24 protein-coding genes are annotated in these 26,537 nt (G+C 37.9%); 14 read left to right on the forward strand and 10 right to left on the reverse strand.

Annotation, left to right across the window (positions count from 1 at the left end; all coding sequences use genetic code 11):
* From ACFFUE_RS10485 to ACFFUE_RS10495, 3 genes are all read right to left on the reverse strand, one after another.
* On the reverse strand, positions 1 to 254 hold a 254-nt coding region (locus tag ACFFUE_RS10485), incomplete at its 3' end, for a helix-turn-helix domain-containing protein (protein WP_376835146.1).
* A 43-nt stretch (positions 255 to 297) separates the two neighbouring features.
* Entirely contained in the window at positions 298 to 855 is a 558-nt protein-coding gene (locus tag ACFFUE_RS10490; RefSeq protein ID WP_376835148.1) for an IS30 family transposase, read from the reverse strand.
* Positions 856 to 1,090: 235 nt separating this feature from the next.
* Complete coding sequence (locus ACFFUE_RS10495; protein WP_376835150.1) at positions 1,091 to 5,422, reverse strand: S8 family serine peptidase; 4,332 nt, start codon at positions 5,420 to 5,422, stop codon at positions 1,091 to 1,093.
* An 866-nt stretch (positions 5,423 to 6,288) separates the two neighbouring features.
* Between ACFFUE_RS10495 and ACFFUE_RS10500 the strand changes: the two genes are divergently transcribed.
* The 10 genes from ACFFUE_RS10500 (at position 6,289) to trxA (ending at position 15,327) form a co-directional block, all read left to right on the forward strand.
* Positions 6,289 to 7,524, forward strand: coding sequence for an OmpP1/FadL family transporter (locus ACFFUE_RS10500; RefSeq protein ID WP_376835151.1), 1,236 nt, complete (start codon positions 6,289 to 6,291; stop codon positions 7,522 to 7,524).
* A gap of 14 nt (positions 7,525 to 7,538) precedes the next feature.
* A complete protein-coding gene (locus ACFFUE_RS10505; RefSeq protein WP_376835153.1) occupies positions 7,539 to 8,969 on the forward strand; it encodes a G-D-S-L family lipolytic protein in 1,431 nt (476 codons plus the stop codon).
* A gap of 316 nt (positions 8,970 to 9,285) precedes the next feature.
* Positions 9,286 to 9,594, forward strand: a complete 309-nt coding sequence (locus ACFFUE_RS10510) for a hypothetical protein (RefSeq protein ID WP_376835155.1) — start codon at positions 9,286 to 9,288, stop codon at positions 9,592 to 9,594.
* A 359-nt stretch (positions 9,595 to 9,953) separates the two neighbouring features.
* The gene (locus ACFFUE_RS10515) at positions 9,954 to 11,489 is read left to right on the forward strand and encodes a YifB family Mg chelatase-like AAA ATPase (RefSeq protein WP_376835157.1); all 1,536 of its coding nucleotides are present in this window, start codon (positions 9,954 to 9,956) and stop codon (positions 11,487 to 11,489) included.
* Positions 11,490 to 11,555: 66 nt separating this feature from the next.
* Positions 11,556 to 12,344 (forward strand): sulfite exporter TauE/SafE family protein, encoded by a 789-nt coding sequence (locus tag ACFFUE_RS10520; RefSeq protein ID WP_376835159.1) that lies wholly within the window; start codon positions 11,556 to 11,558, stop codon positions 12,342 to 12,344.
* Between the two features lie 119 nt (positions 12,345 to 12,463).
* Positions 12,464 to 13,870: an MBL fold metallo-hydrolase gene (locus ACFFUE_RS10525; protein ID WP_376835161.1), complete on the forward strand. Its 1,407-nt coding sequence runs from the start codon at positions 12,464 to 12,466 to the stop codon at positions 13,868 to 13,870.
* A gap of 2 nt (positions 13,871 to 13,872) precedes the next feature.
* Positions 13,873 to 14,505, forward strand: coding sequence for a rhodanese-like domain-containing protein (locus ACFFUE_RS10530; RefSeq protein WP_376835163.1), 633 nt, complete (start codon positions 13,873 to 13,875; stop codon positions 14,503 to 14,505).
* Complete coding sequence (locus tag ACFFUE_RS10535) at positions 14,502 to 14,714, forward strand: DUF6132 family protein (RefSeq protein WP_376835165.1); 213 nt, start codon at positions 14,502 to 14,504, stop codon at positions 14,712 to 14,714. Before ACFFUE_RS10530 ends, ACFFUE_RS10535 begins: the two co-directional genes overlap by 4 nt.
* Positions 14,707 to 15,018: a rhodanese-like domain-containing protein gene (locus ACFFUE_RS10540; protein ID WP_376835167.1), complete on the forward strand. Its 312-nt coding sequence runs from the start codon at positions 14,707 to 14,709 to the stop codon at positions 15,016 to 15,018. Before ACFFUE_RS10535 ends, ACFFUE_RS10540 begins: the two co-directional genes overlap by 8 nt.
* Positions 15,019 to 15,030: 12 nt before the next feature.
* Entirely contained in the window at positions 15,031 to 15,327 is a 297-nt protein-coding gene (gene trxA, locus ACFFUE_RS10545) for a thioredoxin (RefSeq protein WP_376835169.1), read from the forward strand.
* A 28-nt stretch (positions 15,328 to 15,355) separates the two neighbouring features.
* Here trxA and ACFFUE_RS10550 read toward each other — a convergent pair whose 3' ends face one another.
* From ACFFUE_RS10550 to ACFFUE_RS10565, 4 genes are read right to left on the reverse strand one after another with little or no spacing between them, the layout of a single operon-like run.
* Complete coding sequence (locus ACFFUE_RS10550; RefSeq protein ID WP_376835202.1) at positions 15,356 to 15,580, reverse strand: DUF3820 family protein; 225 nt, start codon at positions 15,578 to 15,580, stop codon at positions 15,356 to 15,358.
* A gap of 11 nt (positions 15,581 to 15,591) precedes the next feature.
* Entirely contained in the window at positions 15,592 to 16,686 is a 1,095-nt protein-coding gene (locus ACFFUE_RS10555) for an AI-2E family transporter (RefSeq protein WP_376835171.1), read from the reverse strand.
* 20 nt (positions 16,687 to 16,706) lie between these two features.
* Positions 16,707 to 17,435, reverse strand: coding sequence for a beta-carotene 15,15'-monooxygenase (locus ACFFUE_RS10560; RefSeq protein WP_376835173.1), 729 nt, complete (start codon positions 17,433 to 17,435; stop codon positions 16,707 to 16,709).
* Positions 17,436 to 17,485: 50 nt separating this feature from the next.
* Positions 17,486 to 18,205, reverse strand: coding sequence for a hypothetical protein (locus ACFFUE_RS10565; protein ID WP_376835175.1), 720 nt, complete (start codon positions 18,203 to 18,205; stop codon positions 17,486 to 17,488).
* An 82-nt stretch (positions 18,206 to 18,287) separates the two neighbouring features.
* Between ACFFUE_RS10565 and ACFFUE_RS10570 the strand changes: the two genes are divergently transcribed.
* Complete coding sequence (locus ACFFUE_RS10570; protein WP_376835177.1) at positions 18,288 to 19,232, forward strand: aminodeoxychorismate synthase component I; 945 nt, start codon at positions 18,288 to 18,290, stop codon at positions 19,230 to 19,232.
* Complete coding sequence (locus tag ACFFUE_RS10575) at positions 19,216 to 19,821, forward strand: aminotransferase class IV (RefSeq protein ID WP_376835179.1); 606 nt, start codon at positions 19,216 to 19,218, stop codon at positions 19,819 to 19,821. Before ACFFUE_RS10570 ends, ACFFUE_RS10575 begins: the two co-directional genes overlap by 17 nt.
* Positions 19,822 to 19,846: 25 nt before the next feature.
* Here the strand turns inward: ACFFUE_RS10575 and menD are convergent, their stop codons facing one another.
* Entirely contained in the window at positions 19,847 to 21,541 is a 1,695-nt protein-coding gene (gene menD, locus ACFFUE_RS10580; RefSeq protein ID WP_376835204.1) for a 2-succinyl-5-enolpyruvyl-6-hydroxy-3-cyclohexene-1-carboxylic-acid synthase, read from the reverse strand.
* 94 nt (positions 21,542 to 21,635) lie between these two features.
* Here menD and ACFFUE_RS10585 point away from each other — a divergent pair, with 94 nt between their 5' ends.
* On the forward strand, positions 21,636 to 22,583 hold the full coding sequence (locus tag ACFFUE_RS10585; protein WP_376835181.1) for an isopenicillin N synthase family dioxygenase: 948 nt from the start codon (positions 21,636 to 21,638) through the stop codon (positions 22,581 to 22,583).
* A gap of 73 nt (positions 22,584 to 22,656) precedes the next feature.
* Here the strand turns inward: ACFFUE_RS10585 and ACFFUE_RS10590 are convergent, their stop codons facing one another.
* Together ACFFUE_RS10590 and ACFFUE_RS10595 are read right to left on the reverse strand one after the other, a co-directional pair.
* Positions 22,657 to 23,613: a Gfo/Idh/MocA family protein gene (locus ACFFUE_RS10590; protein WP_376835183.1), complete on the reverse strand. Its 957-nt coding sequence runs from the start codon at positions 23,611 to 23,613 to the stop codon at positions 22,657 to 22,659.
* 3 nt (positions 23,614 to 23,616) lie between these two features.
* Positions 23,617 to 26,145, reverse strand: a complete 2,529-nt coding sequence (locus tag ACFFUE_RS10595; protein WP_376835185.1) for an ATP-dependent Clp protease ATP-binding subunit — start codon at positions 26,143 to 26,145, stop codon at positions 23,617 to 23,619.
* 165 nt (positions 26,146 to 26,310) lie between these two features.
* Here ACFFUE_RS10595 and ACFFUE_RS10600 point away from each other — a divergent pair, with 165 nt between their 5' ends.
* Positions 26,311 to 26,526, forward strand: coding sequence for a uroporphyrinogen decarboxylase (locus tag ACFFUE_RS10600; protein ID WP_376835187.1), 216 nt, complete (start codon positions 26,311 to 26,313; stop codon positions 26,524 to 26,526).
* Positions 26,527 to 26,537: the final 11 nt, after the last annotated feature.

A 26,537-nucleotide genomic window follows, 5' to 3' on the forward strand; every position in this document is an offset into this window, starting at 1 on the left:
AAGGGATTTTTCTCGCTCAGAAGTCTTTTCTCTAATTCCTCGTGTATTTCTGGAGTAATCAGTTTTGATGATCTGTTACGCTTTGCAGGGGAGAGCAGCAAATCGATACCGCTTTGTTTGTATTCCTTAATCCAATTGAGCAGGGTTTTTCTCGTCACACCAAGGTGGGTGGCAACTTCTTCCAATTTTTTATATTGATCTGACTTGATAAGAATCAAACTTTCTAAGCGTTTAGACGGTTTGTACCCTTTCACCTTAGGTATGTAACTCTTAAGCTCTACTAGGCTCTCTTTTATCTCAAATGTTCTCTTTCTTCCCATATACAAATATACGAAAAAAAGTGAAATAAAAAGGTTTAAATGGTATTAGGACAATTTCTGGACGTAAATCAATGCTTTTTTTGTTTTTAATCACTTCGTGCTTGCCTGATATAGGACGTTTTCTATGTTTAAGCTGAAGCCTTAGATATTTATATAATTTTCCTCCATTCTTCTTATCATTACGAATGTATTGATAAATACGTTCGACACTTACCATATTGATATTGAGTCTTTTACAATACCCCACAATCTGCTCTGGCGACCATTGTTCCTGTGTTAATTTTTCATCGATAAACTTTTGCACACTCTTGGTAAAACGCCTATCAACGGCAAACCTTTCTTTGCGAATGTTGGTCAATTCTTGCGCTTGCTTAGGACTGTATCCGCCTTGTTTTAGTCTATTCCTCGCTAATTCCCTACTAATAGTACTTTCTGAGACTCCGAGCTTCTCTGCTATAAATTTTTGTGTTATTCCGCTTTCTAAATACGCTTTAATTGCATATCTTTGCTCCAAAGTTAAATGTTTGTATCTCATCGTTTTTTGTTGTTATTAAACTAAGATATAACATTTTCTTCAAGAGAGAAAGTTTTTTCTACTTTCTCTCTTTTTTCATTTCGGCTACGCCTACATTCAAAAGAGAGAAAATCTATCCCAAAAAATTGCACTTACTAATGGAATTTAGGATGAAAGTAATGGGATTATTAATTAAAAAATGAGCCTCAACAAATTTGTCAGGCTCATTTTGAAAATGAATATGATGGAAAATGAATTATTTAACCATTATTTTCAGGTTCACCGTTTTACCATTGGTATCGGTTGTATTGAGAATATAGATTCCTTTTCCATTTTTGGATAAATCAAAGTTGTATGTCTCTGAGTTTGGAGTTGTTTTCAAAATAGATTTTCCAGACATATCAAAGACTTGAAGACTTGTGATTTTACTTCCTTTTGAAGCTTTTACAGAGAATGGACCTGAAGAAGGATTAGGATAAACCATTACTTTATCTTGCTGTAATGCTTCATCTGAAATACCTAATACAGTGAAGTCTATCTCTACAGTTTGCTTCTCAGAAACTCCCGTGCCGTAGTCTGCTAAGATATCATACTGATACGCTTTGCTTTCTGGAACCGTTTCGCTGAAAGAAATTGTGTTATAATCTCCTATAGTTGCTATTTTTTCATTGTCTCTAAATATCTGATATCCTTTCAGCGTAGGTGCTGGAGAGGTGTTTAGAGGGGCAATGATAGCCTCTTCAGTGCTGTTCTCTTTTTTGCTTTCGTTGAAAATGTATTCTCTACCAGGTGACAATACATTGTCATCTTCTATGATTGCTTGTGATTTAGCGGCAGCTGCATTTGTGGTATTATAGCCTACTTCTATATCATCTAGCGCTAATGTAAAGCCATCTTGTGCCTTTCTGCTCTTATGCTGGAAAGCAATGTAAATGTCTGAGTTTGCAAATGGCTTCAGATCTACTACTTCATTAGTAAATGTCTTTTTAGCAGTTTCTGTGGTGTAATCATATACCTGTGTGCCTGCTTTTATCTCTTGTAGAGTAGGCAGGTTTCCTGCAACATTTTCTTTTCTCACTACATAGACATCGTAGAGTTCTTTATAATCGTGTTTTACCCAGAATGACAATTGCTCTGCTCCTTTTGGAATAAGTGTTGTAACAAGCCAGTTGTTAACATCTATGGCTCTTGTTTCGCTATTCCAAGAATAAGAAATAACTCCTCTCTTTCCAGATCTTACATTAGGTGTGTAGGTTGTTACTCCCCAGTTTCTGTTGTCGCCATCTTCATCTATTGTAAATACATTAGGATTTGTACCTTCAAAACCTTCTGTGTAAATGTTTTCTAAAATAGGTCTTTCCCAAGTTAAAGTGACATTCTTGGTAGTTTTATCAGCTTCACCTTTGAAATTTCTTACAGGATTTAATGGTAATACTTTGATTTTTTTTGTTATAGTATTAGCACTAAATGGTGAAGTAGCGGTAAGCGAAATGTTATATTCACCTACTTTTTCAAACTTAATGGTAGGGTTTTGAGTGTTTTTATTCCCTTGAATAAAAGTATAGCCTTCTGCTGGAGACACTTCCCAATTCCATTGATTAACAGCAGGGTTTCCTGTAGAAGTGTCAGAGAAAGTGATATTACCACCAGTATAAACTTCTGTGTAGTTTGTAGTGAAGTTTGCAGCTACAGCGGTGTTAGCAACTTTTATATAGTTTTCTTTGGAAAGGGTAGTGCTTCCTTTGGAGTTTGTTGCAGTGAGGGTAACGCTATAGGTGCCTTGGTTGTTAAATCTTACTTTCGGATTTGGAGAATTGCTATCGCCTTCTTGGTAGGAAACACTATCAGGGGTAAAGCTCCATTGGTATTGGATTTCGGTATTCGGGCTTGTATCGGCTGAAAGAGTCACTGCTTCAAAGGTGTTAGGATTTACCTTTGAAGATGTGAAATCTACTATTGGTTTTTCAGACTGATCTATTGTGACATCATCTAAGAATATAGCGAATGATGTTTCTGAATCATTCATCTTATTTCTGAATCCAATATAGTAAACATCATCTTCTGTTGGAGTAAAGGTGTAAACTTTTCTTATATAAGATGCTGTTGCAATGATGTTTTCTGCAATCATATTAGTCATAGCTCCATTGTTCGGTGCTTTTCCGAAAGCAACATCTAATCTTTCTTCACCATCTCTCAATTTAGCGGTATGGAAAATAACTCTATACTTTCCACCAGCCTTCATTTTGAGAGGGTTAGAGTATAGCCAATCGTGGGTGCCTTTTCCGTTAGGGAAGTTGATAGCAAAGCTATTTCCTGAATGAGCAAACTGTGCTTCATCATATTTTCTCCAAGTTCTGCCATCTCTATTGATGTCCTCTGAAGTCCAGCCATTAGCATTGAAGTCGGATTCAAAATTAAAAGAATGAGAAGAATCTACCTCCGTAAGGTCTATCATTGTTCCAAATGCAGCAATACTATTTTTATTATTCGCTTCTACGCTATCATTTTCTATAACAGCTTCTGCCACAATGGAATAATTGACAAATGCTCTGGATAAATCTACATTGAACATTACACTGGTTTCTTCACCTGGTTGTATCTCAGAAACCTGGACAGAAGATGTGGCTACTTCTGTGTTGTTATCTGTATTGATGAGTTTGTAGTTTAATGTAGGAGAAACAGGATTTGTTCCATTGTTTCTAATAACAGCAGACACAGGTGTTTGAGTGCTATATTCAGGTTTTTCGGCATTGATTTTTAGAGACATTAATTCAACATCTCTTTCTACACCGTTATTGATACCTGTAATAACTACTGAATAATTCTGTGCGTTTGCATCTACAAGTGTTATTGTATTGTTGTTAATCTGATTTTCTTTAAGGGTGCCTTTGTGGCTTACAATTAACCTATAGGTTCTTCCTGCTTCAGGATTTTCTATTACTACTTGTTCTACATTGTCCACAATGTTATTACCTCTTACAGCGGGTGCATTGGGTACGGCAGGGTCTAATGTCCAAGGCAATACAGTGCCATTATCGGATACTACTCTTATGTCCAAATCATTTACGAGCATAGGAGTACGATCGTTAAGAGGAGTAGCGTTGGCAGTTCGAGTAGGTACAGGGTCATCCCACACAATGGTTGCAACGATAGGTTGATTACCTGAAGCAACAAATTCTATCTCATCAGTAGCTTGGTTGGCGAGAGTTCTCTCTTCTATGATGGAATATTGATTTTTGGTAGAAATAGCAACAGCAGCTTTATGTGCGTCTAATAGCCCCCATCCAAATTTATAATCAGGACCTATGTTGCCTGCTTCTTTTGCTGTACTGAAAATAAGAGCCTTAAGGGTGGCAGATTTCATAAAGGTACCATTGTTTAGGTTTCTATAATGTTGCTGAAGAAGAGATAAACTTCCTGTAACATTAGGAGAAGCCATAGAGGTTCCACTCATTGTGGTATAGTCAGAAACTCCTGTAGAGTTGGTAGAGTAGAGATCTACACCAATTCCTGCAATATCTGGTTTTATTCTACCATCATCAGTAGGGCCAAACCCACTGAAAGAAGCTGCACGAACATCATCTGCTCCATTATAGCCATTATTAAGCTTGTGGGCAGCTCCTACTACTAAAACATTTTTACCTGTAGCTCCATAAAGAACACTATCAAAACCGAATTCGCCACCATTGCGTTGTCTTATTTTGTTGGAGGCAGTCCATACACCATTGATTCTTACATAATGAAGTCCACCTGGTGTAGGTCCTCCACCTCTTGGGTTACCTGCTGCTTTTACAGGTAGGTAATATGGTGCACTGAGGGTAATTAAATCCCACTCTTGGTCATAGTTATAGTACTTGCCGTATCCTTTAAACTCGGTATCATCATCTGTTCCAAACCAATGCCATCCCGCATTTCCAGACCAAGTTCCGTATTCAAAGCCACCAATATATCCATAGGAGTGGTTAGATACCAAAGCTGCATTTGTAGCAGCATCTATCATTTCGGTTTCATCATTAGTCCAATCATAGGCATTAAGTCTTGCTCTTGGAGCCATTCCTTTGGCCTTGCCATCTACGCCAGAGGCAACCATAGTTCCTGCAACATGGGTTGCGTGGTCGCTTAGGGATGTAGGTCTATCCATTTGTTGTGCGCGTCCTCCAAATTCTTGATGGGTAATGAGTGTTCCCCCTCCATCCCATTCGTGAATGGTAATATCTTGGCCATCAAGGTCAAAAATTCCTGAAGAAGAGTTTAGTGTGTTGGTTCCTGTTCCAGCTGCCGCATCTTTATTATATGTCGTGTAGTAGATAGGAAGACCAGTTTTTTTATCAATATCTTTTAGTTGAAACAATCTTCCATTGCTTTCACCGGAAAAAGGGATATTGAGTTTTTTAGCTTGGCTTTGTAGTGTTGTAACGCTTGCTTTTTTGCTTTCAAGTTGTTTTCCGAAAGTCGCCAAAGTTTTTAAGTTAGTTTCTTTTTTGATCTGTGAGATCTGTTTTTCAGTTTGTGCCGAAGCTACAGCTGATACTACTGAAAATGCCAATAGTAGTTGCAACTTTCGGACGGTGGTAGTGCTTCTTTTCATTTTTGAAATTATTAATTAGGTTACAGAATGTTTGTATGAGAAAAATCATATTTTTTTCTGATGGCTAAAATATAAAAATATGTTAAAATATCAAATATTTATATAAACATTTTTTCTGATAAATTTAAATTAAACAAATGTTTAATTAATTATTATTTAAGTTGCTTTTGTTATAAAATAAAGTGTTTTTTATATTTTGTTCTGTCCTTGCGTATGTTGTGTCGGAAATTTTATAATTTTAGGGCTAAAAATATTGTAATATTCTAAAGGTTTTTATTTGAAATCTGTCTTGATTTGGAAGAATGACGAAAAAGAATTTCTATCCTGTTTTCTTCGGGTTTCCTTGCAGTTTCCTTGCGGAATCCTTCCTCAAAAACGCATTTTTTGGGAAGGTTTGGGAAGAACTCCCGAAGAACTCCGCAAGAAAGCCCCTAAAATGTAGGACAAAAAGTGACAGAAAATGACAACCAAGGACAATTAATGCCAAATAAAGACTATTGGATTTTATAAATCGTGATGTTTAGAGTGGGTGATTGTGGTTTATATTGTTGCTTATCAGTATGATATAAGTTGTTTTATAAAATGCTTAAATGAAAATAAAGTAATGGGGATTTAGAAAAATCTGTGATATTTTGAAATAGATACTTTCTGAATTCAAAATTTTTGTTTAATAATTGTTTGATATAATTATGATTAGATATTATGAGAAATTTTATATATTTAAATTATTGAAAATCAACAATTAATATTTGATTTAGTGGGCTTTATTATCGTTATGATTTTAACATTGTTTAAAAAAAGTTAAATAAAAATTAATGTTGGTATTTAAAATAATCCTATTTTTACCCAATTAATAATCAAACAATATGAGAAAACTATTCATTACAGCATCGCTTTTAGGTGGAATGATGGTCTACGCAGGTGGTTTCAGAGTTTCCTTACAAGGCGTAAAGCAATTGGCAATGGCACATACAAGTGCCCACGCAGAAGATGCTAGTGTGGCGTTCTTCAACCCTGCTGGGATTTCTTTTATCCCGAATAAACTGAGTGTAGTAGCAGGGGGCTTCGGGATAGGGACTAAGGTGTCTTATCAGAGTTTAGAAACAGGAGAAAGTTATTCTACCGATAGCCCATTGGGAACTCCTATCTATGCAGCGATAGCCTATAAGGCTACGGATAAAATTTCCGTAGGTTTTAGCGTTACTACTCCTTTTGGAAGTACGGTACAATGGCCACAGGGCTGGACAGGTAATGAAATTGTAGATAAAATGCAACTGAAAAGCTTCTTCTTCCAGCCAATGATTTCCGTGAAAATGGCAGATTGGGTATCTGTAGGAGCTAGTTATATCTATGCTACGGGAGCTGTGGACTGGGATAGAAGCCTGAACCAAGTGGGTGGCTCTATGAACCTGAAGGATGACAAGGCGAAAGGACAAGGTTTTGGTCTAGGGTTTTATTTCAGACCTGATGAAAAATTAGATGTGAGTATTGCCTACCGCTCGCCAGTAGATATGAAGGCTGAGAATGGTAAAGTAACCTTCAATATGCCAGCTTATCTTTTCCCATCAAGAGGCTTAGATGCTAATGGACAAGATAATTTCAAGGCAACTCTTCCTTTGGTAGAAGAATATACCATTGGGGCGACTTATAAAGTGACACCAAAATGGCAAGTTTCAGCGGATTTCAACTATACGGGATGGGCAAATTATAATGCTCTGACTTTGGACTTTGAGAACGCTCTGCTTAATCCTACCGCGGCTGATCCAACCATCGTTAGGAATATTAAAAACTTTAAAAATACTAGAACTTGGCGTTTCGGAACGCAATACCAGTTCAACAACCTTATCGCTGGGCGTTTAGGATATTATTATGACGAATCTCCTTATACCGATGAGTATTTTATTCCAGAAACACCATCGTTTAATAACAATGTATTGACGGGGGGTATTGGTTTAAATTTCAATAAAGTGAAAGTAGATGTGTCTGGTGCCTATGCCTTTATGCAAAGTAGAGAGGCGAAGAATGCTCTCATAGGCTTCTATGGACAGGCGAAAGCAAAAGCTTATTACTTCGGACTTGGACTTTCTTATAACCCATTCTAATTTTTGAAATCATTATGAAAAAGATTATCATATCATCATTCGCTGTTCTATCGCTCATCAGCTGTAGAACCGATTTTGAAACCAACTTATCAGAGGTAACTCCTACAAATGGCGAGGCAGATTTTAGCACCTATGTTGCCTTGGGAAATTCTCTTACCTCTGGCTATAGAGACAATGCTCTCTATATTGATGCTCAAAAAGAGTCTTATCCTAATATTATTGCAACTCAAATGAAAGCCGCAGGAGGTGGAGATTTTACCCAACCCCTGATGCCTGATAATATTGGAGGTTTTAGCAATCTTGGAGTGGCAGGAAAAATGACTTTGAAACTTGAAAATGGAGCATTAACACCCGTTGCTACCACAGCAGAATCTGCTTTAACAACAGTTTCTGGCTCTTTTAATAATATGGGGGTGCCAGGGGCTAAATCATTCCATTTGTTGGCAGCTGGTTATGGTAATGCGGCTGGGATAGCGTTGGGCAGGTCTAATCCTTATTTCGTGAGGTTTGCAAGCTCTGCTACTACGTCTGTTTTGGCGGATGCTATGGCTAAAAAGCCTACGTTCTTCTCCCTTTGGATTGGTAATAATGATGTACTTTCTTACGCTACTTCTGGTGGGGCAGGTACCGACCAAACTGGAAACCCTAACCCTGCAACTTATGGTTCTAATGATATTACAGACCCACAAGTATTGGCGGCATCCATCAAGGCAGTTCTAGATGGAATGAAGTCTGTAGGTGCTACCAAAGGTGTCATTGCTAATATTCCTGATGTTACTACTATCCCTTTCTTTACAACGGTGCCTTCTAAACCTATTAGTGGTTTAACATCAGTACAAGTGACGGCTCTCAATACCGCTTATGCTGAATATAATAAAGGGCTAGCTCAGATAAAAGCCCTTGGAGCGATTACAGAAGCTGAATATCAGCAAAGATTAATCTCCTTCAGCGAAACAGGAAGTAATGGTGCTGTTATTATAGATAGTGACCTAACCAATCTTTCTGCTTATAAAATTCCTTCTTATAGACAGACTACATCAGAAGATTATATTCTATTGACGAGTCTTTCTGCGATAAGAAGTGGAGGAGGAACGCAAACAGCTCTTACCAACGCACAAGTTTTAACCCAAAAAGAAGTTGCCAAAATAGCGACAGCTACAGCGGCTTACAATGCTGCTATCAAATCTTTGGCAGATGCCTACGGTTTGGCTTTTGTAGATGCTAATGCTAAGATGAAAGAGCTGTCTAGTGGAATGATTTTTAATGGAACGGCTTATACGGCAACTTTCGTTTCTGGAGGAGCGTTTTCTTTAGATGGTGTTCACTTGACGGGTAGAGGCTACGCTGTTATTGCTAATGAGTTTATCAAGGCTATCAATAGCACTTATGGCTCTACATTGAGACAAGTTAATCCTAATAGATATTCAGGGGTGACATTTCCATAGTTAATAGAAAAGAGAGACTTTCACTGATGAAGGTCTTATAAGTAAAACACTCTTTTGTATTAGAGTGTAACAAGAATTGTATAAAGTCGTCTTTCACTATTTGTGGGAGCGACTTTCTTTTTTTTAACTATTCAATAACTAGGATAATGCTATGCGAAAGGGAGAGGTTTCACTTCATATATAAAGGGTAGGCTAAACTCACAAAATTATACCCCTTAAACTATAAAAATACTCGTAAATATTTTAAGGTAATGATGATTGGAAGTAATTGATTTTACTTTTTGATTGTCCAAAAACAATTTCTGGACGCAAATCAATGCTTTTATTGTTTTTAATCACCTCGTATTTGCCTGATATAGGGCTTGAGTTGATGGCGAAGATTTTGGTACAAATTTCCCCCTTCTTTCTTGTTTTTTCTGATGTGTTGATAAATCCTTTCGGTACTTACCATATTGATATTGTGCTTTTTAAAATAGCCTACAATCTGCTCTGGCGACTATTGTTCCTGCCTTATTTTTTCTTCTACGAAAGTTTTTCTACTTTCTCTCTTTTGAATGTAGGCGTAGCCGAAATGAAAAAGAGAGAAAATCTATCCCAAAAAATTGCACTTACTAATGGAATTTAGGTTTTGTTAATAGGCATTTCAGTTAGCAGGATTAAAAGAAAATTTGAATTTCAGTTTTAAGATAGTTTTTATTAATTACTGCGTTGGCACTTGTATTTGCAAGTACCTATGTTCTATAAAGATGTATCGCTATTTATTATTTATTAACAATTTCATAGTATTAGTAAATAAAAAATATAAAACTAACCATAGTTCTAAATTGATATTGAATTTTGAGGAGTCTAAACGTCTGTTCTATAAATTTGTAATCTAAAAATTGCACTTGGGGGTTGAATCTGCCAATGTAGAAGTTTTAAAATCAATCCACTATCGTATGATTTTTTTTTATTAATTTAGTCGTGTTGTAAAATCTTTCGCTTATGTTAGTAAAAGTTTTTGGAAGTGCTATACACGGCGTTTCGGCTCAGATTATTACCATTGAAGTGAATGTTGCCTCGGGAGGTGTGGGATACCATTTGGTAGGATTGCCAGATAATGCCATTAAAGAGAGCAGTTATAGAATCTCTGCCGCCCTTAAAAATGTGGGCTATAGTATCCCTGGTAAAAAAGTGACCATCAATATGGCACCTGCCGATTTACGCAAAGAAGGCTCTGCCTATGACCTTAGCATCGCATTGGGAATTTTAGCCGCATCAGAACAAATAAAAGCCGAAGATATTGGGCGGTATATCATTATGGGAGAACTCTCTTTGGACGGTAGCCTTCAGCCCATCAAAGGCGTTTTGCCCATTGCCATTAAAGCCAGAGAAGATGGATACAAAGGGATTATTCTACCTAAACAAAATACCAAAGAAGCCGCCATTGTAAACGATTTGGATGTCTATGGCATTAGCAACATCAAGGAAGTGATTGATTTTTTCAACGAAGGTAAACCTTTAGAAAAAACAGAAATAGACACCCGAAAAGAATTTAATGCCAAGATAGATGCTTTCCCTTTTGATTTCTCCGAAGTTAAAGGACAGGAAACTGCTAAACGCGCAATGGAAGTTGCTGCTGCAGGTGGACACAACATCATCTTGATAGGACCTCCTGGAAGTGGAAAAACAATGCTTGCCAAGAGAATCCCCAGCATATTACCTCCACTCACTTTGAAAGAAGCTTTAGAAACCACCAAGATTCATTCTGTGGCAGGAAAAATAGGAGCTGAAACCTCCCTAATGACGGTTCGCCCATTTCGTAATCCCCATCATACCATATCAGATGTGGCTTTGGTAGGCGGAGGGAGCTATCCGCAACCTGGTGAAATTTCCCTGGCTCATAATGGTGTTTTATTCCTAGATGAAATGCCAGAGTTTAAAAGAACGGTACTAGAAGTAATGAGGCAGCCATTGGAAGACCGCGTTGTTACCATCTCGCGGGCACGGTTTACGGTCAATTATCCCGCAAGTTTTATGTTGGTTGCTAGTATGAACCCAAGCCCGAGTGGCTATTTCCCCGATGACCCTAATAATACCTCCTCTGCCTACGAAATGCAGCGGTATATGAATAAACTTTCTGGTCCTCTGTTGGATAGAATAGACATTCATATTGAAGTGCAAAAGGTAGAGTTTGAACAACTTTCGGATAAACGAAAAGGTGAAAATAGCCTGAGCATTCGCGAGCGGGTTTTAAAAGCAAGAAACATCCAAAAACAACGCTATCAAGATTTGGATATCAGCTACAATGCTCAGATGGGGCCTAAAGAAATAGAACAACATTGCGAGTTGGATGATACTTCACAAAACTTAATAAAAACGGCAATGCAAAAGCTCAATCTCTCGGCAAGAGCTTATGACAGAATCCTGAAGGTTGCCAGGACCATTGCCGATTTGGAAGCATCTGCAGCGATTCAATCTCATCACATTGCTGAAGCCATCCAATACCGCAGTTTGGATAGAGAGTTTTGGAATGCTTAGAAAACCGAAATCATTTCATTTCAGAAAAAATCCCTATATTAGACCGTCTTTATTTTACAGAGAGCTATGGTGATTCTTGGTTATTTTTTCGCGATTGTTATTGGGCTGATTATGGGGCTCATAGGTGGGGGCGGTAGCATTCTGAGCGTTCCGATATTTGTCTATATTTTTGGGATAGATGCCACTACGGCTACTGCTTTATCCCTATTTGTAGTGGGCATTACCAGCTCTGTTGGTTCTCTTAGTTTTTTGAAGCAAAAACGCGTTAATTTCACCACAGCAATGAGGTTTGGCGTTCCCTCTGTCTTAGGGATTTTATTTTCTCGCCGTTTAGTGGTACCACATTTGCCAGAATACATCATCAATCGCTGGGGAATTACCCTTACCAAGGATATGTTTATCCTCATTCTTTTTGCTATTCTGATGCTTTTTTCTTCCATCAAAATGATTCAAAAAAAAGAAATTATCCGAAACAAATCCAATGAAATCAACTACACACTTTTAGTATCTCAAGGGCTATTGGTGGGTATTATTACAGGATTTATAGGTGCTGGCGGAGGCTTTCTCATTGTTCCAGCCTTAATACTTCTGCTCGGTATTTCTATGAAAGAAGCTGTTGCTACTTCCTTATTCATCATCGCTATCAACTCCATTTTAGGTTTTATATTTTCTTTGGATAAGATAACAGTCAACTGGTTGTTTTTACTCTCTTTCTCTGTATTATCCGTGGTAGGAATTTTGATTGGCGTAGCATTATCCAAGAAGATTGAAGGAAAAAAACTAAAGCCATTATTCGGTTGGTTTGTATTGGTGATGGGTATTTGGATTATCCTCAACGAAATCATTTCCCTATAAAAACCTTTGATTAATAGTTTTTATCAATCATTAAAATATGATGGAAGTCAGTTATGAATTAAATATATTGTCCGAAATTTGCATTAATAACTTACTTAAAATTTAAAAAAAATCTTACGATGAAAGTAGAACAAATATATACAGGATGCTTAGCACAAGGTGCTTATTACATTGTTTCCGAAAATGAAGCAGCTATTATAGACCCACTAAGAGAGGTCCAGCCCTATTTAGATAGATTACAAAAAGACCAAGTTGCTTTAAAGTACATTTTTGAAACCCACTTCCACGCCGATTTTGTTTCAGGGCACTTAGATTTAAGCCAAAAAACAGGAGCTCCTATTGTTTATGGACCTACGGCACAGCCTTCATTTGAAGCCATTGTTGCAGAAGATGAGCAGGTTTTTGAAATTGGAAAAGTAAAAATAAAGGTACTGCATACGCCAGGGCATACAATGGAGAGTTCCACTTTTCTCCTCATTGATGAAAACGGAAAAGAAACCTCCATTTTCTCTGGAGACACCCTTTTCCTCGGAGATGTGGGACGCCCAGACCTTGCACAGAAAGCCGCCAATATGACCCAAGAAGAATTGGCTGGTTTGCTCTACGAAAGCCTTCAGACGAAAATAATGCCATTAGCAGATGATATTACCGTTTACCCCGCTCACGGAGCGGGCTCTGCGTGTGGAAAAAATATGCAGAAAGAAACGGTAGATACTTTGGGTAACCAAAAGAAAACCAACTATGCTCTCAATCAGCCTAATAAAGAAGCTTTTGTGGCGGCAGTTTTAGACGGGCTTACGGCTCCACCGAAATATTTCGGTATGAATGTCGCAATGAACAAAGGCGGCTACGAAAGTTTTGATGCGGTGAAAGAAAAAGGATTAAAACCGCTTTCAGCAGAGGATTTTGAAGCTGTTGCCGAAGATTCTGGAGCCCTGATTTTGGATACAAGACCAGCCGCTGATTTTCACAAAGCGTTTATTCCTAATGCTATTAACATTGGTCTGAAAGGCGATTTTGCCCCTTGGGTAGGTGCTATGATTGTAGATACCCAGCAACCTATCCTCTTGGTTACCGAAGTAGGCACAGAGGAAGAGGCTATTACAAGGCTTTCTAGAGTAGGTTTTGATAATGTGATTGGCTACTTAGATGGAGGTTTTGAAACTTGGAAAAATGCGGGAAAAGAAATAGACGAAATCAAAAGAATTTCGCCAGAGGAATTTGCACAGCAATTTGATAAAAACACCAAAGTTATTGATGTAAGAAAATACTCAGAATATGCAGCACAACACATTGATGAGGCATACAACAAGCCTTTGGATTTCATTGCAGATTGGGCTAGTGATATTGATGATGAGCATTTTTTCCTACACTGTGCTGGTGGCTACCGCAGTATGATTGCAGCAAGTATCCTCAATGCAAGAGGGGTAAGAAACTTCACAGAAGTAGAAGGTGGATTTAACGGAATTAAAAAAACAGAACAAGTACCTACTACAGACTTTATGTGCCAAAGCAAAGTATTATAGCAATGAAAATATGGTTCCCTATCCTGGGTTTGTTTTTATCTCTTTTCTGTGCTTGCAGTAGCAGGAAAAGCATTGATGCTGAGGTAGCTCAGAATGGCATCACGCTGGTAGATGTACGCATCCCCGAACAATTTGAAAAAAGTCCAGTAAAAAATGCAGTGAATATCCCTTTGGCGGAACTGGAACAGCATTTGCCTTTTTTCAAAAGTCAAAAGAAGGTGATTGTATTTTGCAATTCGGGGAAACAGGCAGGACAAGCGTTGGGCACCTTGAAAAAACTTGGCTTTCACAATATCATTAATGGTAAAACTTGGCAAAATATTTATAATATGCAAACTAATTTTCTGAATCATCTAATATTTGATGGCGATAAGCCATCTACACACCTCATTAGAAAAAATGAAACCCTCCATCAGTTTGCTGTTGGATTGGGAAAAAATACCTTGTTAAAAAAACACACGACACCCGTTCCTACCACTTTAATGATGATAAGAGGCTCGGTTCTATTTAGAATTGAGGGGAAAGATTTACATTTCAAAGAAGGAGACCTCTATGAAATTCCCGTAAATATAGAGCACGAAGTAATAGGGCAAGAGGCTGAGAATGTTTTTATCATCACAAAAGAACTTAAATGAATTTTATAAAAAAATACAAACTTAGTCTTGTAGGCGTTTTGGTGGGAGGTATTTTAGGTTACGCTTATTATCATTTTATAGGCTGTGAGTCGGGCAGTTGTGCCATCACTTCCAAACCACTCAATGCTTCCCTTTACGGGATGGTAATGGGCTATCTGATGTTTTCTGTATTTGAAAAATCCGAAAAAAAATCGCAACAGAATGATTAATTTTCTAAAAAAGATATTAGGCATCAAAACCATTGATTTCAAGCAATTGGTCAACAATGGTGCATTGATTATAGATGTAAGAACTGCCGCAGAATACAATAATGCACATCTGCGAAATGCTAAAAATATTCCGCTGCAAGATTTAAAAGCGGCTATGGAAACCCTTATCAAAACCCAACCCATCATTACCTGCTGTGCTAGCGGCGTGAGAAGTGAATCTGCCAAAGCAATATTGAAAAACAACGGATTTGAAGCGTACAACGGTGGTAGTTGGAAAAATTTGGAAAAGAAATTAAAATCATAACCTTTTGTAATTATGTCTCAAAAATTCAAAGAACTCATCAGTTCGGAAAGACCTGTTTTGATAGATTTTTTTGCCACTTGGTGCCAACCTTGTAAGGTGCAATCTTCGGTGCTCAATTCGGTAAAAGAGAATGTGGGCGAAAAAGCCAGAATTGTAAAAATAGATATTGATGAATTTCCTGCCATTGCAGCAGAATATGGGGTAAGAAGCGTTCCTACGCTGATGGTCTTCAAAAAAAGCGAATTGCTATGGAGAGGTAGCGGCGTTCACGATGTGAATACCCTTACCCAACTTTTGAATCAATATTAGTCTGTTGGGTTAGTAAAAGTAGCAAAAATTAGCTGTTAATTCTTTTTCTCAAAGGAATCAAAAGTTCGGTAAGTCCATTGAGTTTAATTTCGTAGATGGTGGAAAGTTGCATTCCCAGTTTACCACTTGGGAAACCGCCGTTCCTCATAAACCATTCCAAGTAAGAAATAGGCAAATCTGCCAAGATGGTTCCTTTATATTTGCCAAAGGGCATTTTTACTTCGCAGATTTCAAGTAATATTTGAGGATTGATGCCGCTGCTCATCATATATTAAGGTCTATTTTTTGTTCTGTTTCTTGGTGATTTTCAGGTAAGATGAGGTTGTTGGAATCTTCATCATCCCCGCTGAACTCATCGTGGTAAATCTGAATGAGTAATACCGTCATTGAAACTAAAATAGGCCCGAATACCAGTCCCATAAAGCCAAATAGGTTCATCCCCATAATGATTCCGAAAACAGTATTAAGAGGGTGAATGTCTTCTAGTTTTTTCAATAAGGTAAAACGCAAAACATTGTCTGTAAGCCCTACTACAATGAGGCAGTAGAGTAGCAGTCCCGCTCCAGATACCGTATCGCCTTCTGCAAAGAGAAATAAGGAAATAGGAACATAGACAATGGCAGCACCTACTATAGGAATCATTGAGGCAATAGCTGTAAGAGCAAACAAGAGGGCAGGGCTAGGGGCTCCAAAGATGAGATAGCCTACTAGGGCTACCAGTCCTTGTCCTAGTGCTACCACAGGGATTCCTACGGCATTGGCAATAACCAATTTTCTGAATTTTTCCCCGATAAGCTTGGTGTTGGCTTTTTTAAGCGGTACAGCCGTAGCCACCAATCGTTCAAAAAATCTTGGTTTTTCAAACATAAAGTACAGCATAAAAAACATAGACATAATCACCGAAAGGGTATTGAAGGTTCCACTTACCGCTGAAGTAGAGAATTTGGTGATGGTGGTTTTCAGTGAATCTAGGTTTTCTTTGCTTAGAATATCAAAATTGGTCTTAGAATAAACATAGCTGTGGATTTTGTCCAGAAAAGCATTGAACTTCTCCATATACGCCTGAGAGTTTCCTAGCTTGGCTATCAGCATATCGCCTAATAGATAAACGGGAATAATAAGCACTACGATGCAAATTAAAATAACGAATAAAGATGCTAAGGCAGGTTTCCAATTTTTCTCCTCTTGAAGATAAAAATTGAAATTTCTACACACAATATACAGCGTTAGAGCACCTAATACGGAAGGTACAAATAGGGAAAGGTTGTAAACAATGAGCCCCACAAAGGCTGTAATGGTGAGGATAAGAAAAACTTGCTTGATTTTATTACCACTAATTTGGTCGTATCTATTAGGCATATTTGGGTTTTAATGTTGGTTTAAGAAATAGATTTTGGCTCTCCTACAACAGCTACATAGGTAGAATACATCACGATGTAGAGAAATAAAGCGGTAAACAATATCCCTACACCACAAAGAAAAACACCAGCAAAACTAATTAATACCCCAAGGATGGAAGCCCCCAACATCACCCCGTAGTTCTCTTTGGCAATGTTGAAAGATTTAGACAAGGCTTCACCAAAACTAGCATTTTCAAACAATAAAATAGGATAGCCTAAAAATAATAGTGGTGCTACAAAAAAGCCAGGTAAAACACATAAAGAAAATGCAATGGAGAGAGTAATGCCGCTAATGAAATTATAAATGATGATGTTTACAAAATTTCGTTTGTATCCAATGAATAAATCTCCGAAACTCATAGGCAAACGATGATTAGCCTTATAAGAAAGGTAAGTAATCCCTAAAAATAAAGGCATCACCAATAAGCCGAATACGAAGGAAAGAACATAGTAAAATTGAAGACCTTCCACAGCCAAAATATCTGTTGCGGTAATATTGCCATTAGAGTTTTGGAAGAGTTCTATTAACGCTTCATCATCAAACCCAGAGATAGGTCTTATCGCCATAGAAGCAATAAAGTAAATCAAAAGTGCTAAAAATGAATACCCGAAGATACGCTTGAAAATTTCAAACGAATGAGAAATAATACTTCCTGTTTCTTTCTGTGGGCTAGGAGCCAATGTTCTAAATTCTGAAAAAGTTTCCATTGTAAAGATTTTTATAGTTCGTGAACCAAAGATAAATAAATTTATGATAATTATCTTATCTCGGTGAAAATTCTTTTGTAAAGGGCATATATCATCGCGTTCCAAAAAGGAAAGGTGAATACAGCACCAAAAATGGTAAACAACCCAAAATATCTGAAAAATACAGCTACAAAAACGCCAACGAAAATTTCCATTGGAAAGCGTTTTAATGCCTGAACATTAGGGGAAAAAGTCTCGAAAATGCGTTTGTCCATAAAGAACATCAGCGGAGCGGAGAACAAGGTGAGAAACACCCATATGATTCCCAAAATAATGGTGGAAGCAGCGTAAGAATACACCATAAACCAAAATAAGAAGTATCCAAAATAAATGAAAAAATTAATTCCAGAATACCCTGCAAAGAGGTCTTCCAATTTCAAAGGTTCATTTAAATCAAGCTTTCTGTAGATTTTGAATAAACCTAAATTGAGCGGATAGAGAAACGCTAAAGTCAGCATTATTGCCAGTTGGAATTTCATAAAATTAGGATTCTTTGCCAAGTCTTGCACACCTTGTTGATACGCAGAGAATCCTTCGCTTAGCTTTTCTGAAAGCAATAAGTACTGCTCAAAAATGCCAAAAAAATTAGCGAAATAAAACAATGAGCATAGAAATACCGAGAAATATAATAAACTGAACGCTACCTGATAGAGAAGCGTGCGGCTCCAATAGCGAAATGCGGTTTTTAGTATAAAATCAATACCTGTGGGCTGAGGAAATTGTTGTTGCATTTAGAATAAATTTGGTGCAAAAGTAAGTTTAAAAAATTATTTTTGCATCGTGAAGACCAATTATCATCCAAATTTTGATAGAATGGACGAGCTTTCTTTGCTGAAAGTTCCGTTTTTCTTTATGGTAGATTTCACGATGGAGCAAGTGGAAATTTATCAGGAAAATGAAATTTTAGAATCGGGTTTAAGTGTTGATTTTCAAAAATTTAAAAAGGTAGAAAGTTGGCTCGATACATCGGAGGAATTCCAGTTGAATGCTTTTCCAGAATCGCAAGAGCATTACGAAAAAGGTTTCCAAAATGTACAGCAACATCTTCGGTTGGGCAACTCGTATTTGGTGAATTATACCAGAGAAACACCCATTGAGCTGAATGCGAATTTGAAAACAGTATTTCATCGGACCAAGGCTAAATATAAGTTGCTTTACAAAGATGAATTTGTATGTTTTTCTCCTGAAACTTTTGTGGAAATTGTTGGTGATAAAATTTTTACGCATCCTATGAAGGGGACTATAGATGCAAGTGTGCCCAATGCAATGGAAGTTTTGAAAAACGATAAGAAAGAAAAAGCAGAGCATTATACGGTGGTAGATTTGCTTCGCAATGACCTGAGTATGGTTGCCGATGGCGTTCAGGTAGATGAGTTTCAGCGGATGGATTTCATCAAAACCCAGCAGAAAAGCCTCTATGCTATGAGTTCCGAGATTTCTGGGATTTTAAAACCAGAGTTTCAAGGAAAGGTAGGGTGTATTATGCGTACGCTCTTGCCAGCGGGCTCTATTTTGGGGGCTCCGAAGCCTAAGACTATGGAGATTATCTTAGAATCCGAAGGGTATGAGCGTGGTTGGTACACGGGCGTGTGCGGTTGGTTTGATGGGCAAAATTTGGATTCTTGTGTGATGATTCGGTTCATAGAGCAGCGAAATGGGGCGTTCTTTTTCAAAAGTGGCGGTGGGATTACACATCTTAGCCGTTTGGAAGATGAATATCAAGAAATGAAAAATAAAATCTATGTCCCGATTTATTGAAACCATAAGAGTGGAAAACGGCATCGCTTCTTTATTGGAAAGACACCAACGAAGAATGGGGCTAACTTTTGAAGCGTTTCAAAAGGAAAATTCTATTGATTTAAAAGAAGTAATTCACACATTGGAAGTTCCTTCTAATGGACTATTCAAATGGCGATTGCTCTATGATTTAGATGGGAATTTCTCTTCAGAATTATTGCCTTATCAGGTTTTTAAATTTAAAGACTTTCAATTGGTTAGTGATGATAATGTTGATTATCACTTTAAGTATGAGGATAGGATGGTTTTGAATCAACTTAAAGCCCAAGCAGAGGCTCAAGAAATCATCATTGTGAAACACGGAAAGATTACAGATACTTCATTTTCCAATCTTTTGTTTAAGAAAGGGGAGCATTGGTTTACACCAAAATCATTTCTATTGAATGGGGTTCAGCGGCAATATTTATTAGATGAAAAGAAAATTAGGGAAGTGGAAATTACTTTAAATAATATTGCTGAATTTTCACATTTTCAATTAATTAATTCTATGAATAGAATGAACGAAAGAACGATTTATCCCATAGATAAAATTATCAATCTCCCAAGATAAATCGTTCTTGTTGGATGTGATTATTTTATATCTCGCTATTTTCTGACTTGCCGTTTAAAAATTTAAAATAATTTTTCAAGATTTCAGCATTTTGGATGTTTTGTGTGGAAACTTCCAGGATTTTTGGTTTCAAATCTGGGTTAAAGAAGTTATCCAAAACGCGTTCTATGGTATTGTCATCCTCCACTTTAATGTAATCGAACCCGAAATGCTTTGCCAGATGCTCAGCGTTTTTCCTATGTTTGGTGGCAATCAGCTCATCTAAAATATTAACATTGGCTTTATCTGGTCCAGGAATAAATCTGAAAATCTCGCCACCACCATTATTAAAAACAATGATTCTAGTATAGGGTGGGATGTACGGATTCCAAAGTCCATTAATGTCGTAGAAAAAGCTTAAATCTCCCGTTACCAATAGAGTAGGGTTTTCATTTTTTATGGCAAAGCCCATTGCGGTAGAGGTGGAGCCATCTATGCCGCTGGTGCCTCGGTTGCAGTAGATTTTGTGTGCTTTGAAGTCAAATAGCTGAGCGTATCTTATGGCAGAGCTATTGCTAAAATGGATGTTAAAATTGGTGGGTGTTTTTTGTGAAATCAACCAAAATAAATTGAAATCCGAAAAACCTACTCGCATCAAATATTGAGCGTGAAGCGTGTCTTTCTTCTCACGCAATGTGTCCCAAAGATTGTAGTAGGGTTTAGGTTCTAGTTGTATAGATTTTAGGAATTTACTAAAGAATATTTCAGGTTTTACTTTAATTGAGTCTGATAATGAAAAATAAGTGTCTGGTTGCCAAAATTCATCTATATGCCAATGTTTTTGGGGCGATGCTTTTCTTAGGAATTGCTTTACTTTTTTGGAAACCACATTTTGCCCGATGGTGATGAGTAAATCGGGAGCGTAGGTTTTATAATCTTCTTCGGAGAAATTAAAAATATACCTATCAATATGCTGGAAAAATTTCTCGTGTCGTAGATTAGAATTGGCTTCGCAGAGTACCACTACAGAATGATTTTTCACCAATTGAGATAATTGAGTTTCCAATTCTTCGCTGTAATCTCTGGAGCCAACTAAGATAAGAATGCGTTTGGAGGCGTTCCAATCTGCAATGAGGTGGGAGGGCACATCGTAGTTTTTTTTCTTGAGGGTATGCTCTACACTTGGGAAATAAGGCAACTCTGAAACCAAGTTGTACAACGGTTCAGAAAGTGGAATATTGATGTGTACAGGCCCTTGCTTTTCTATACAAAGTTCAATGGCTTTTTTTATTGTATCAAAATTGTACTCTTCCGCATCCATTTCATCATCTTCCAAGAGTTGAAAATCGCCGTAAGAATGGGTTTGGTAAAGTTGATTTTGGCGGATGGTTTGTCCGTCAAATAGGTCTATAAAATCAGCAGGTCTGTCTGCTGTGAGAATCAGTAGCGGAATGTTTTGGTAGAAAGCCTCCGTAATGGCAGGGTAATAGTTGGCTGCCGCAGAGCCAGAGGTACAAGTAATGGCAACGGGCTTCTTGGTGCTTTGAGCCATTCCCAGAGCAACAAAAGCGGCACTTCTTTCATCTACAATGCTGTAGGTGTTCAGCTCGTCCGTCTCCCCGAAATGAATGGATAATGGGGCATTGCGAGAACCAGGGGATACCACTACATCGCTGATTTGGTATTCTTTTAGCAAGTGTGCTAATATCTGTATGCTTCGTTTTGAAGAGAATTTTTTCATAAGTGCAAAGGTAATGGTTTTGTGGTTTTCTGGGAATTTTTTCATCCAGCGATAAAATCTTATCTTTGGGGTGTTAATTTTTACTAAAAAGAGAATGAACAAAATTCCAAGTGTGGACCTGCGTGATTTCCTGTCGGATGATCCGGCACGCAAACAGAAATTTGTAAATGAAATCGGAAGAGCCTATGAAGAAATAGGGTTTGTTGCACTCAAAGGACATTTCCTTGATGATAAGCTTGTAGCAGAGCTTTATGAGGAAGTGAAAAACTTTTTCAGCTTACCAGTGGAAGCCAAAGGTAAGTATGAAATACCAGGAATTGGTGGGCAAAGAGGTTATGTAGGCTTTGGTAAAGAAACAGCAAAAGGATTCAAAAGTGCAGATTTGAAAGAATTCTGGCATTTTGGACAGTATCTTAAAGAGGATTCTAAGTACAAGTCCGTGTATCCAGATAATGTAATGGTGGAAGAGGTGCCGAAGTTTAACGAAGTAGGGAAGCAAGCTTTTCAAATGCTTGAAAAAACAGGGCAATATGTTCTAAGGGCTTTAGCCCTTTACTTAGGTTTAGATGAGTTTTATTTTGACCAATACATTGCCGAAGGAAATTCTATTCTGAGACCTATTCATTACCCGCCAATCACGGAAGAGCCTGATGATGCTGTAAGAGCGGCGGCTCACGGTGATATCAACTTGATTACACTATTGATGGGAGCTCAAGGGAAAGGGTTGCAAGTTCAAAACCACGAAGGCGAATGGATTGATGCCATAGCTGAGCCTGATGAATTGATGATTAATGTGGGGGATATGCTTTCAAGACATACTAATAATAAATTGAAATCCACCATTCATAGGGTGGTTAATCCGCCAAGAGAGCTGTGGGGAACATCAAGATATTCCATTCCTTTTTTTATGCACCCTGTGAGTGAAATGAAACTGAATGCCTTGGAAGGGACTTATGATGAAAACAACCCTAAACTTTATCCTGATACTACGGCAGGAGAGTTTCTGCACGAAAGATTGGTAGAATTAGGACTAATAAAATAATGGAGTATTCTAATGCTCATCAAAAAAAGCGGGATTTTAAGTTCCGCTTTTTTTGTGTTTAGGTCTGAAAATGCTATGGATTTTGCTCTGATGCCAATCTGTAGATTTCTTCTATTTTTTCTACCGTTTTGAAACTTTGTTTAACACCTTCGGGGTGGCATTCTTCTGAGGTTAGATTTTCCATTAGATTGGAGATGTTGTCAGATTTTGGCAATTCCAAAGGGGGAGCAAAGTTTTCGATATTGCAGTACTCTATTTCGTCAAAATACTGTCCTGATATTTTTATAGTGCCTTTTTCTGCAATAATGGTCATAGAACTTTCCAGGTTTTTTTCATAGACTGCCGTGGAAAAATTGAGCACGCCAATAGCACCGTTGTCTTTCATTTCAAAAGCAATGGTGCCTGTATCTTCTATTTCTATGTATTGCTGATGTTTCAATGTTTTGGCAAGTACATTTTTGATTTCAATATCTCCGAAGAGCCACATAATCAAATCGATGAAGTGGAAAAATTGCGTGTAAAGTGTTCCGCCATCGGTGGCTTTTTTTCCTTTCCAAGAGTTGGGCTGGTAGTAATTCTGTCCCCGAGACCAAAATAGATTGGACTGTAGCATATAGATTTTTCCCAATTTCTGTTCGGAGATGAGTTTTTTCAGAAATTTTGAAATGGGAGAATATCGGTTTTGGTGGGAGAAAAAAATTTTTCTTCCCAATTGATGAGATAGATTCTGTAATGTTTCGGTTTCCTTTTTTGAAAGGCAATAGGGCTTTTCTAAAAAAATATCATATCCGTTTTCTAAAAGGCGTTGAGCGGAGATAGAATGGTCATAATTGGGGGTTGCAATGATAACCCTATCCACATCGGGTTTTTGTTCTAAAAAAACATCCAAAGACTGAAAGTATTCAGTCTCTGGATGATGGATATTGCAGTTATCGATAATGGCTACCACTGTGGCGTCGGCTTTAGCCTTGATGGCGTCGTGGTGTTTTTTGCCCATAAAGCCATAGCCCAAAATCGCAAACTTTGTCATAGATTAAATGGTTTCTTTTTTAGATTTTAATGCTTTCTTTTCTTTCTCTAACCCGTCTTTGGCATCGTTGAGTTTCAAAACAATTTTTTCATTTTCTTTGATTTGCTTATTGATGAGTAACTCTGCCAATAAGTCCTCGATGTACTTTTGTACGGCTCGTTTCAGTGGTCTTGCTCCAAAATCTTTGTCCCAACCTTTTTCCACGATGAAATCTTTGGCTTCTTCGGTAAGGGAAACCTGATAGCCTAGTTTTTCTAGTCTGCCATAGAGTTTGGATAGTTCCAAATCGATAATCTTCTTGATGTCTTCTTGTTCCAAAGCATTGAAAATGATGATGTCATCTATTCTGTTTAAAAATTCTGGAGAGAAGGCTTTCTTCAAGGCACTTTCTATGGTGGCTTTAGCTCTGGCATCGCTGGAAGATTTTTTCGCATTGGTACCAAATCCTACGCCATCGCCAAAGTCTTTCAAATCTCTGGTTCCGATATTGGAAGTGAGGATAATGATGGTGTTTCTAAAATCTATTTTTCTGCCCAAGCTATCGGTAACGTGTCCTTCGTCCAAAATTTGAAGCAGGATATTGAATACATCTGGGTGGGCTTTTTCAATTTCATCTAGCAATACCACGGCATAAGGTTTTCTACGGACGGCTTCGGTAAGCTGGCCACCTTCTTCATAGCCTACATATCCTGGAGGAGCACCTACTAAACGGGATACGGCAAATTTTTCCATATACTCACTCATATCAATTCGGATGAGGGCTTCGTCTGAGTCAAAGAGTTCGCGTGCCATTACTTTTGCCAATTCGGTTTTACCTACCCCTGTGGTTCCAAGGAAGATGAAAGTACCTATCGGTCGGTTAGGGTCTTTCAGACCGGCACGGTTTCTTTGGATAGCCTTTACTACTTTGCGTACGGCATCTTCTTGCCCTATCACTTTTCCGTTCAGCTTTTCATCCATTTGAGCCAATTTGTCCAGTTCGTTTTTGCCTACTTTGGTTACTGGTACACCGCTCATCATAGAAACCACTTCGGCTACATTTTCTTCTGTAACGGTTTCTTTCTTTTCTTTAACATCTTTATCCCATTGCTCTTGAGCTACCGAAAGTTCCATTATCAATCGTTCTTCTTCATCTTTCAGTTTTCTAGCTTCCAGATAGTCTTGATCTTTTACAGCTTTTTGTTTGAGTTCTTTGGTTTCTTCAATTTTCTTTTCAAACTCAATGATTGCCGTAGGCACTTTCATATTTTTGATATAAACGCGAGAGCCAGCTTCATCTAAGGCATCAATTGCCTTGTCTGGAAGGAAGCGGTCTGTGATGTATCGCGAGGTAAGATTGACGCAAGCCATTATAGCCTCATCGGTATAGATTACATTGTGATGGTCTTCGTATTTCCCTTTGATTTGATTAAGAATTTGGATGGTTTCTTCTACGGAGGTAGGTTCTACCATTACCTTTTGGAAACGGCGTTCCAAGGCACCATCTTTCTCTATATACTGGCGGTATTCATCAAGGGTTGTAGCTCCAATGCATTGGATTTCCCCTCTTGCCAAAGCGGGTTTGAACATATTAGAAGCGTCTAAGCTTCCCGTAGAGCCACCTGCTCCTACAATGGTGTGGAGCTCATCTATGAACAAAATGACATCTCGATTTTTTTCCAATTCTGTCATAATGGCTTTCATTCTTTCTTCAAACTGTCCGCGGTATTTGGTACCTGCTACAAGGCTTGCCAAGTCTAGGGTGATCACGCGTTTGTTGTACAATACACGAGATACTTTTTTCTGATGGATTCTAAGGGCTAAACCTTCGGCAATGGCAGATTTTCCCACGCCTGGCTCCCCGATGAGCAATGGATTGTTTTTCTTTCTTCTGGATAAGATTTGAGAAACTCTTTCTATTTCTTTTTCTCTACCAATAACAGGGTCTAGCCTGCCTTCCTTAGCGGCAGCAGTAAGATCTCTACCAAAATTATCCAAGGTAGGTGTTTTGCTTTTACCTGTGCTGATGTTGCCTTTGGGTTTACGCATTGCTCCAAACTCCTCTGCCTCATCTTCATCGTCATCATACATGCTCATTCTTGGGGATTCTCCAGAGTTTTTAAGTAGTGTAAGATATTCTCTGGAAACCTTTTCGTAGGTTACATTATAAGTTTCTAAGATGGATGAGGTAGGGTCTTCCGCTTTAAAAAGGATTCCCAATAAAAGATGTACGGTATTGACCTCCGTACCGCGGTATTGGCGGCATTCTAGCTCAGCTCTTTTTACCGCTTGGTCTGCCATTTTGGTAAGGGAAATATTGGTGATTTCTCCCATTAAAGGATTGGCAGAAGAAGCGTTAAGCGTTTCTATCTTTCTACGGATTTGTGTAAGGTCTGCTTTTAAAATCTGCAGAATCTCTCTTGCCGTGTTGTCTGTTTTAATGATGCCCAAAAGCAAATGCTCTGTATTGAGAAACTCACTTTTAAGCCGTCTTGCTTCGTTTTTACTTTGTTTGAATACTCTATCCAAACCTTCTGAAAATTTATAATCCATAATATGTCTCTCTTATTTAGTAGATTAAAGGTAAAAGTGCCTTTAAATCTTACCGCTAAGTTCTTGCAAATATATGACCAAAGATAATAAAATGACTTTATGGCAGAAAGTGTTGGGGCAAATTTCATCCAAAATGCCTATTTTTGTTATCAAAATTAAAGAAATATGACTCCAGAAATTGCAAGTTATTTTGGCTATGCGGCATCGTTTTTTGTAGTGCTTAGTTTTGTATTAAAAGACTTAAAGAAGGTGAGATTGGTTAATTTGGTAGGCTGTATTTGTTTCGTGATTTATGGGGTATTCAGTGGAATGCTTTGGCCTATCATTATTCCTAATGCGATTCTTTGCCTGATTCAAATTTATTATTTGCTGAAAAAATAAAGACTAAATAA

This window comes from Bergeyella porcorum, from assembly GCF_042427575.1.
Classification (GTDB): Bacteria; Bacteroidota; Bacteroidia; order Flavobacteriales; family Weeksellaceae; genus Bergeyella; species Bergeyella porcorum.

What these genes read in the sequence shown, in the direction of transcription:
- ACFFUE_RS10590 (WP_376835183.1), bottom strand. Translation starts at nt 23,613, where the DNA reads ATGACAAAGTTTGCGATTTTGGGCTATGGCTTTATGGGCAAAAAACAC.
- ACFFUE_RS10565 (WP_376835175.1), bottom strand. Translation starts at nt 18,205, where the DNA reads ATGCAACAACAATTTCCTCAGCCCACAGGTATTGATTTTATACTAAAA.
- ACFFUE_RS10570 (WP_376835177.1), top strand. Translation starts at nt 18,288, where the DNA reads ATGGACGAGCTTTCTTTGCTGAAAGTTCCGTTTTTCTTTATGGTAGAT.
- ACFFUE_RS10510 (WP_376835155.1), top strand. Translation starts at nt 9,286, where the DNA reads ATGCTTTTATTGTTTTTAATCACCTCGTATTTGCCTGATATAGGGCTT.
- ACFFUE_RS10530 (WP_376835163.1), top strand. Translation starts at nt 13,873, where the DNA reads ATGAAAATATGGTTCCCTATCCTGGGTTTGTTTTTATCTCTTTTCTGT.
- ACFFUE_RS10595 (WP_376835185.1), bottom strand. Translation starts at nt 26,145, where the DNA reads ATGGATTATAAATTTTCAGAAGGTTTGGATAGAGTATTCAAACAAAGT.
- ACFFUE_RS10525 (WP_376835161.1), top strand. Translation starts at nt 12,464, where the DNA reads ATGAAAGTAGAACAAATATATACAGGATGCTTAGCACAAGGTGCTTAT.
- ACFFUE_RS10505 (WP_376835153.1), top strand. Translation starts at nt 7,539, where the DNA reads ATGAAAAAGATTATCATATCATCATTCGCTGTTCTATCGCTCATCAGC.
- ACFFUE_RS10490 (WP_376835148.1), bottom strand. Translation starts at nt 855, where the DNA reads ATGAGATACAAACATTTAACTTTGGAGCAAAGATATGCAATTAAAGCG.
- ACFFUE_RS10535 (WP_376835165.1), top strand. Translation starts at nt 14,502, where the DNA reads ATGAATTTTATAAAAAAATACAAACTTAGTCTTGTAGGCGTTTTGGTG.
- ACFFUE_RS10540 (WP_376835167.1), top strand. Translation starts at nt 14,707, where the DNA reads ATGATTAATTTTCTAAAAAAGATATTAGGCATCAAAACCATTGATTTC.
- menD (WP_376835204.1), bottom strand. Translation starts at nt 21,541, where the DNA reads ATGAAAAAATTCTCTTCAAAACGAAGCATACAGATATTAGCACACTTG.
- ACFFUE_RS10560 (WP_376835173.1), bottom strand. Translation starts at nt 17,435, where the DNA reads ATGGAAACTTTTTCAGAATTTAGAACATTGGCTCCTAGCCCACAGAAA.
- ACFFUE_RS10585 (WP_376835181.1), top strand. Translation starts at nt 21,636, where the DNA reads ATGAACAAAATTCCAAGTGTGGACCTGCGTGATTTCCTGTCGGATGAT.
- ACFFUE_RS10575 (WP_376835179.1), top strand. Translation starts at nt 19,216, where the DNA reads ATGTCCCGATTTATTGAAACCATAAGAGTGGAAAACGGCATCGCTTCT.
- trxA (WP_376835169.1), top strand. Translation starts at nt 15,031, where the DNA reads ATGTCTCAAAAATTCAAAGAACTCATCAGTTCGGAAAGACCTGTTTTG.
- ACFFUE_RS10500 (WP_376835151.1), top strand. Translation starts at nt 6,289, where the DNA reads ATGAGAAAACTATTCATTACAGCATCGCTTTTAGGTGGAATGATGGTC.
- ACFFUE_RS10600 (WP_376835187.1), top strand. Translation starts at nt 26,311, where the DNA reads ATGACTCCAGAAATTGCAAGTTATTTTGGCTATGCGGCATCGTTTTTT.
- ACFFUE_RS10555 (WP_376835171.1), bottom strand. Translation starts at nt 16,686, where the DNA reads ATGCCTAATAGATACGACCAAATTAGTGGTAATAAAATCAAGCAAGTT.
- ACFFUE_RS10520 (WP_376835159.1), top strand. Translation starts at nt 11,556, where the DNA reads ATGGTGATTCTTGGTTATTTTTTCGCGATTGTTATTGGGCTGATTATG.
- ACFFUE_RS10515 (WP_376835157.1), top strand. Translation starts at nt 9,954, where the DNA reads ATGTTAGTAAAAGTTTTTGGAAGTGCTATACACGGCGTTTCGGCTCAG.
- ACFFUE_RS10495 (WP_376835150.1), bottom strand. Translation starts at nt 5,422, where the DNA reads ATGAAAAGAAGCACTACCACCGTCCGAAAGTTGCAACTACTATTGGCA.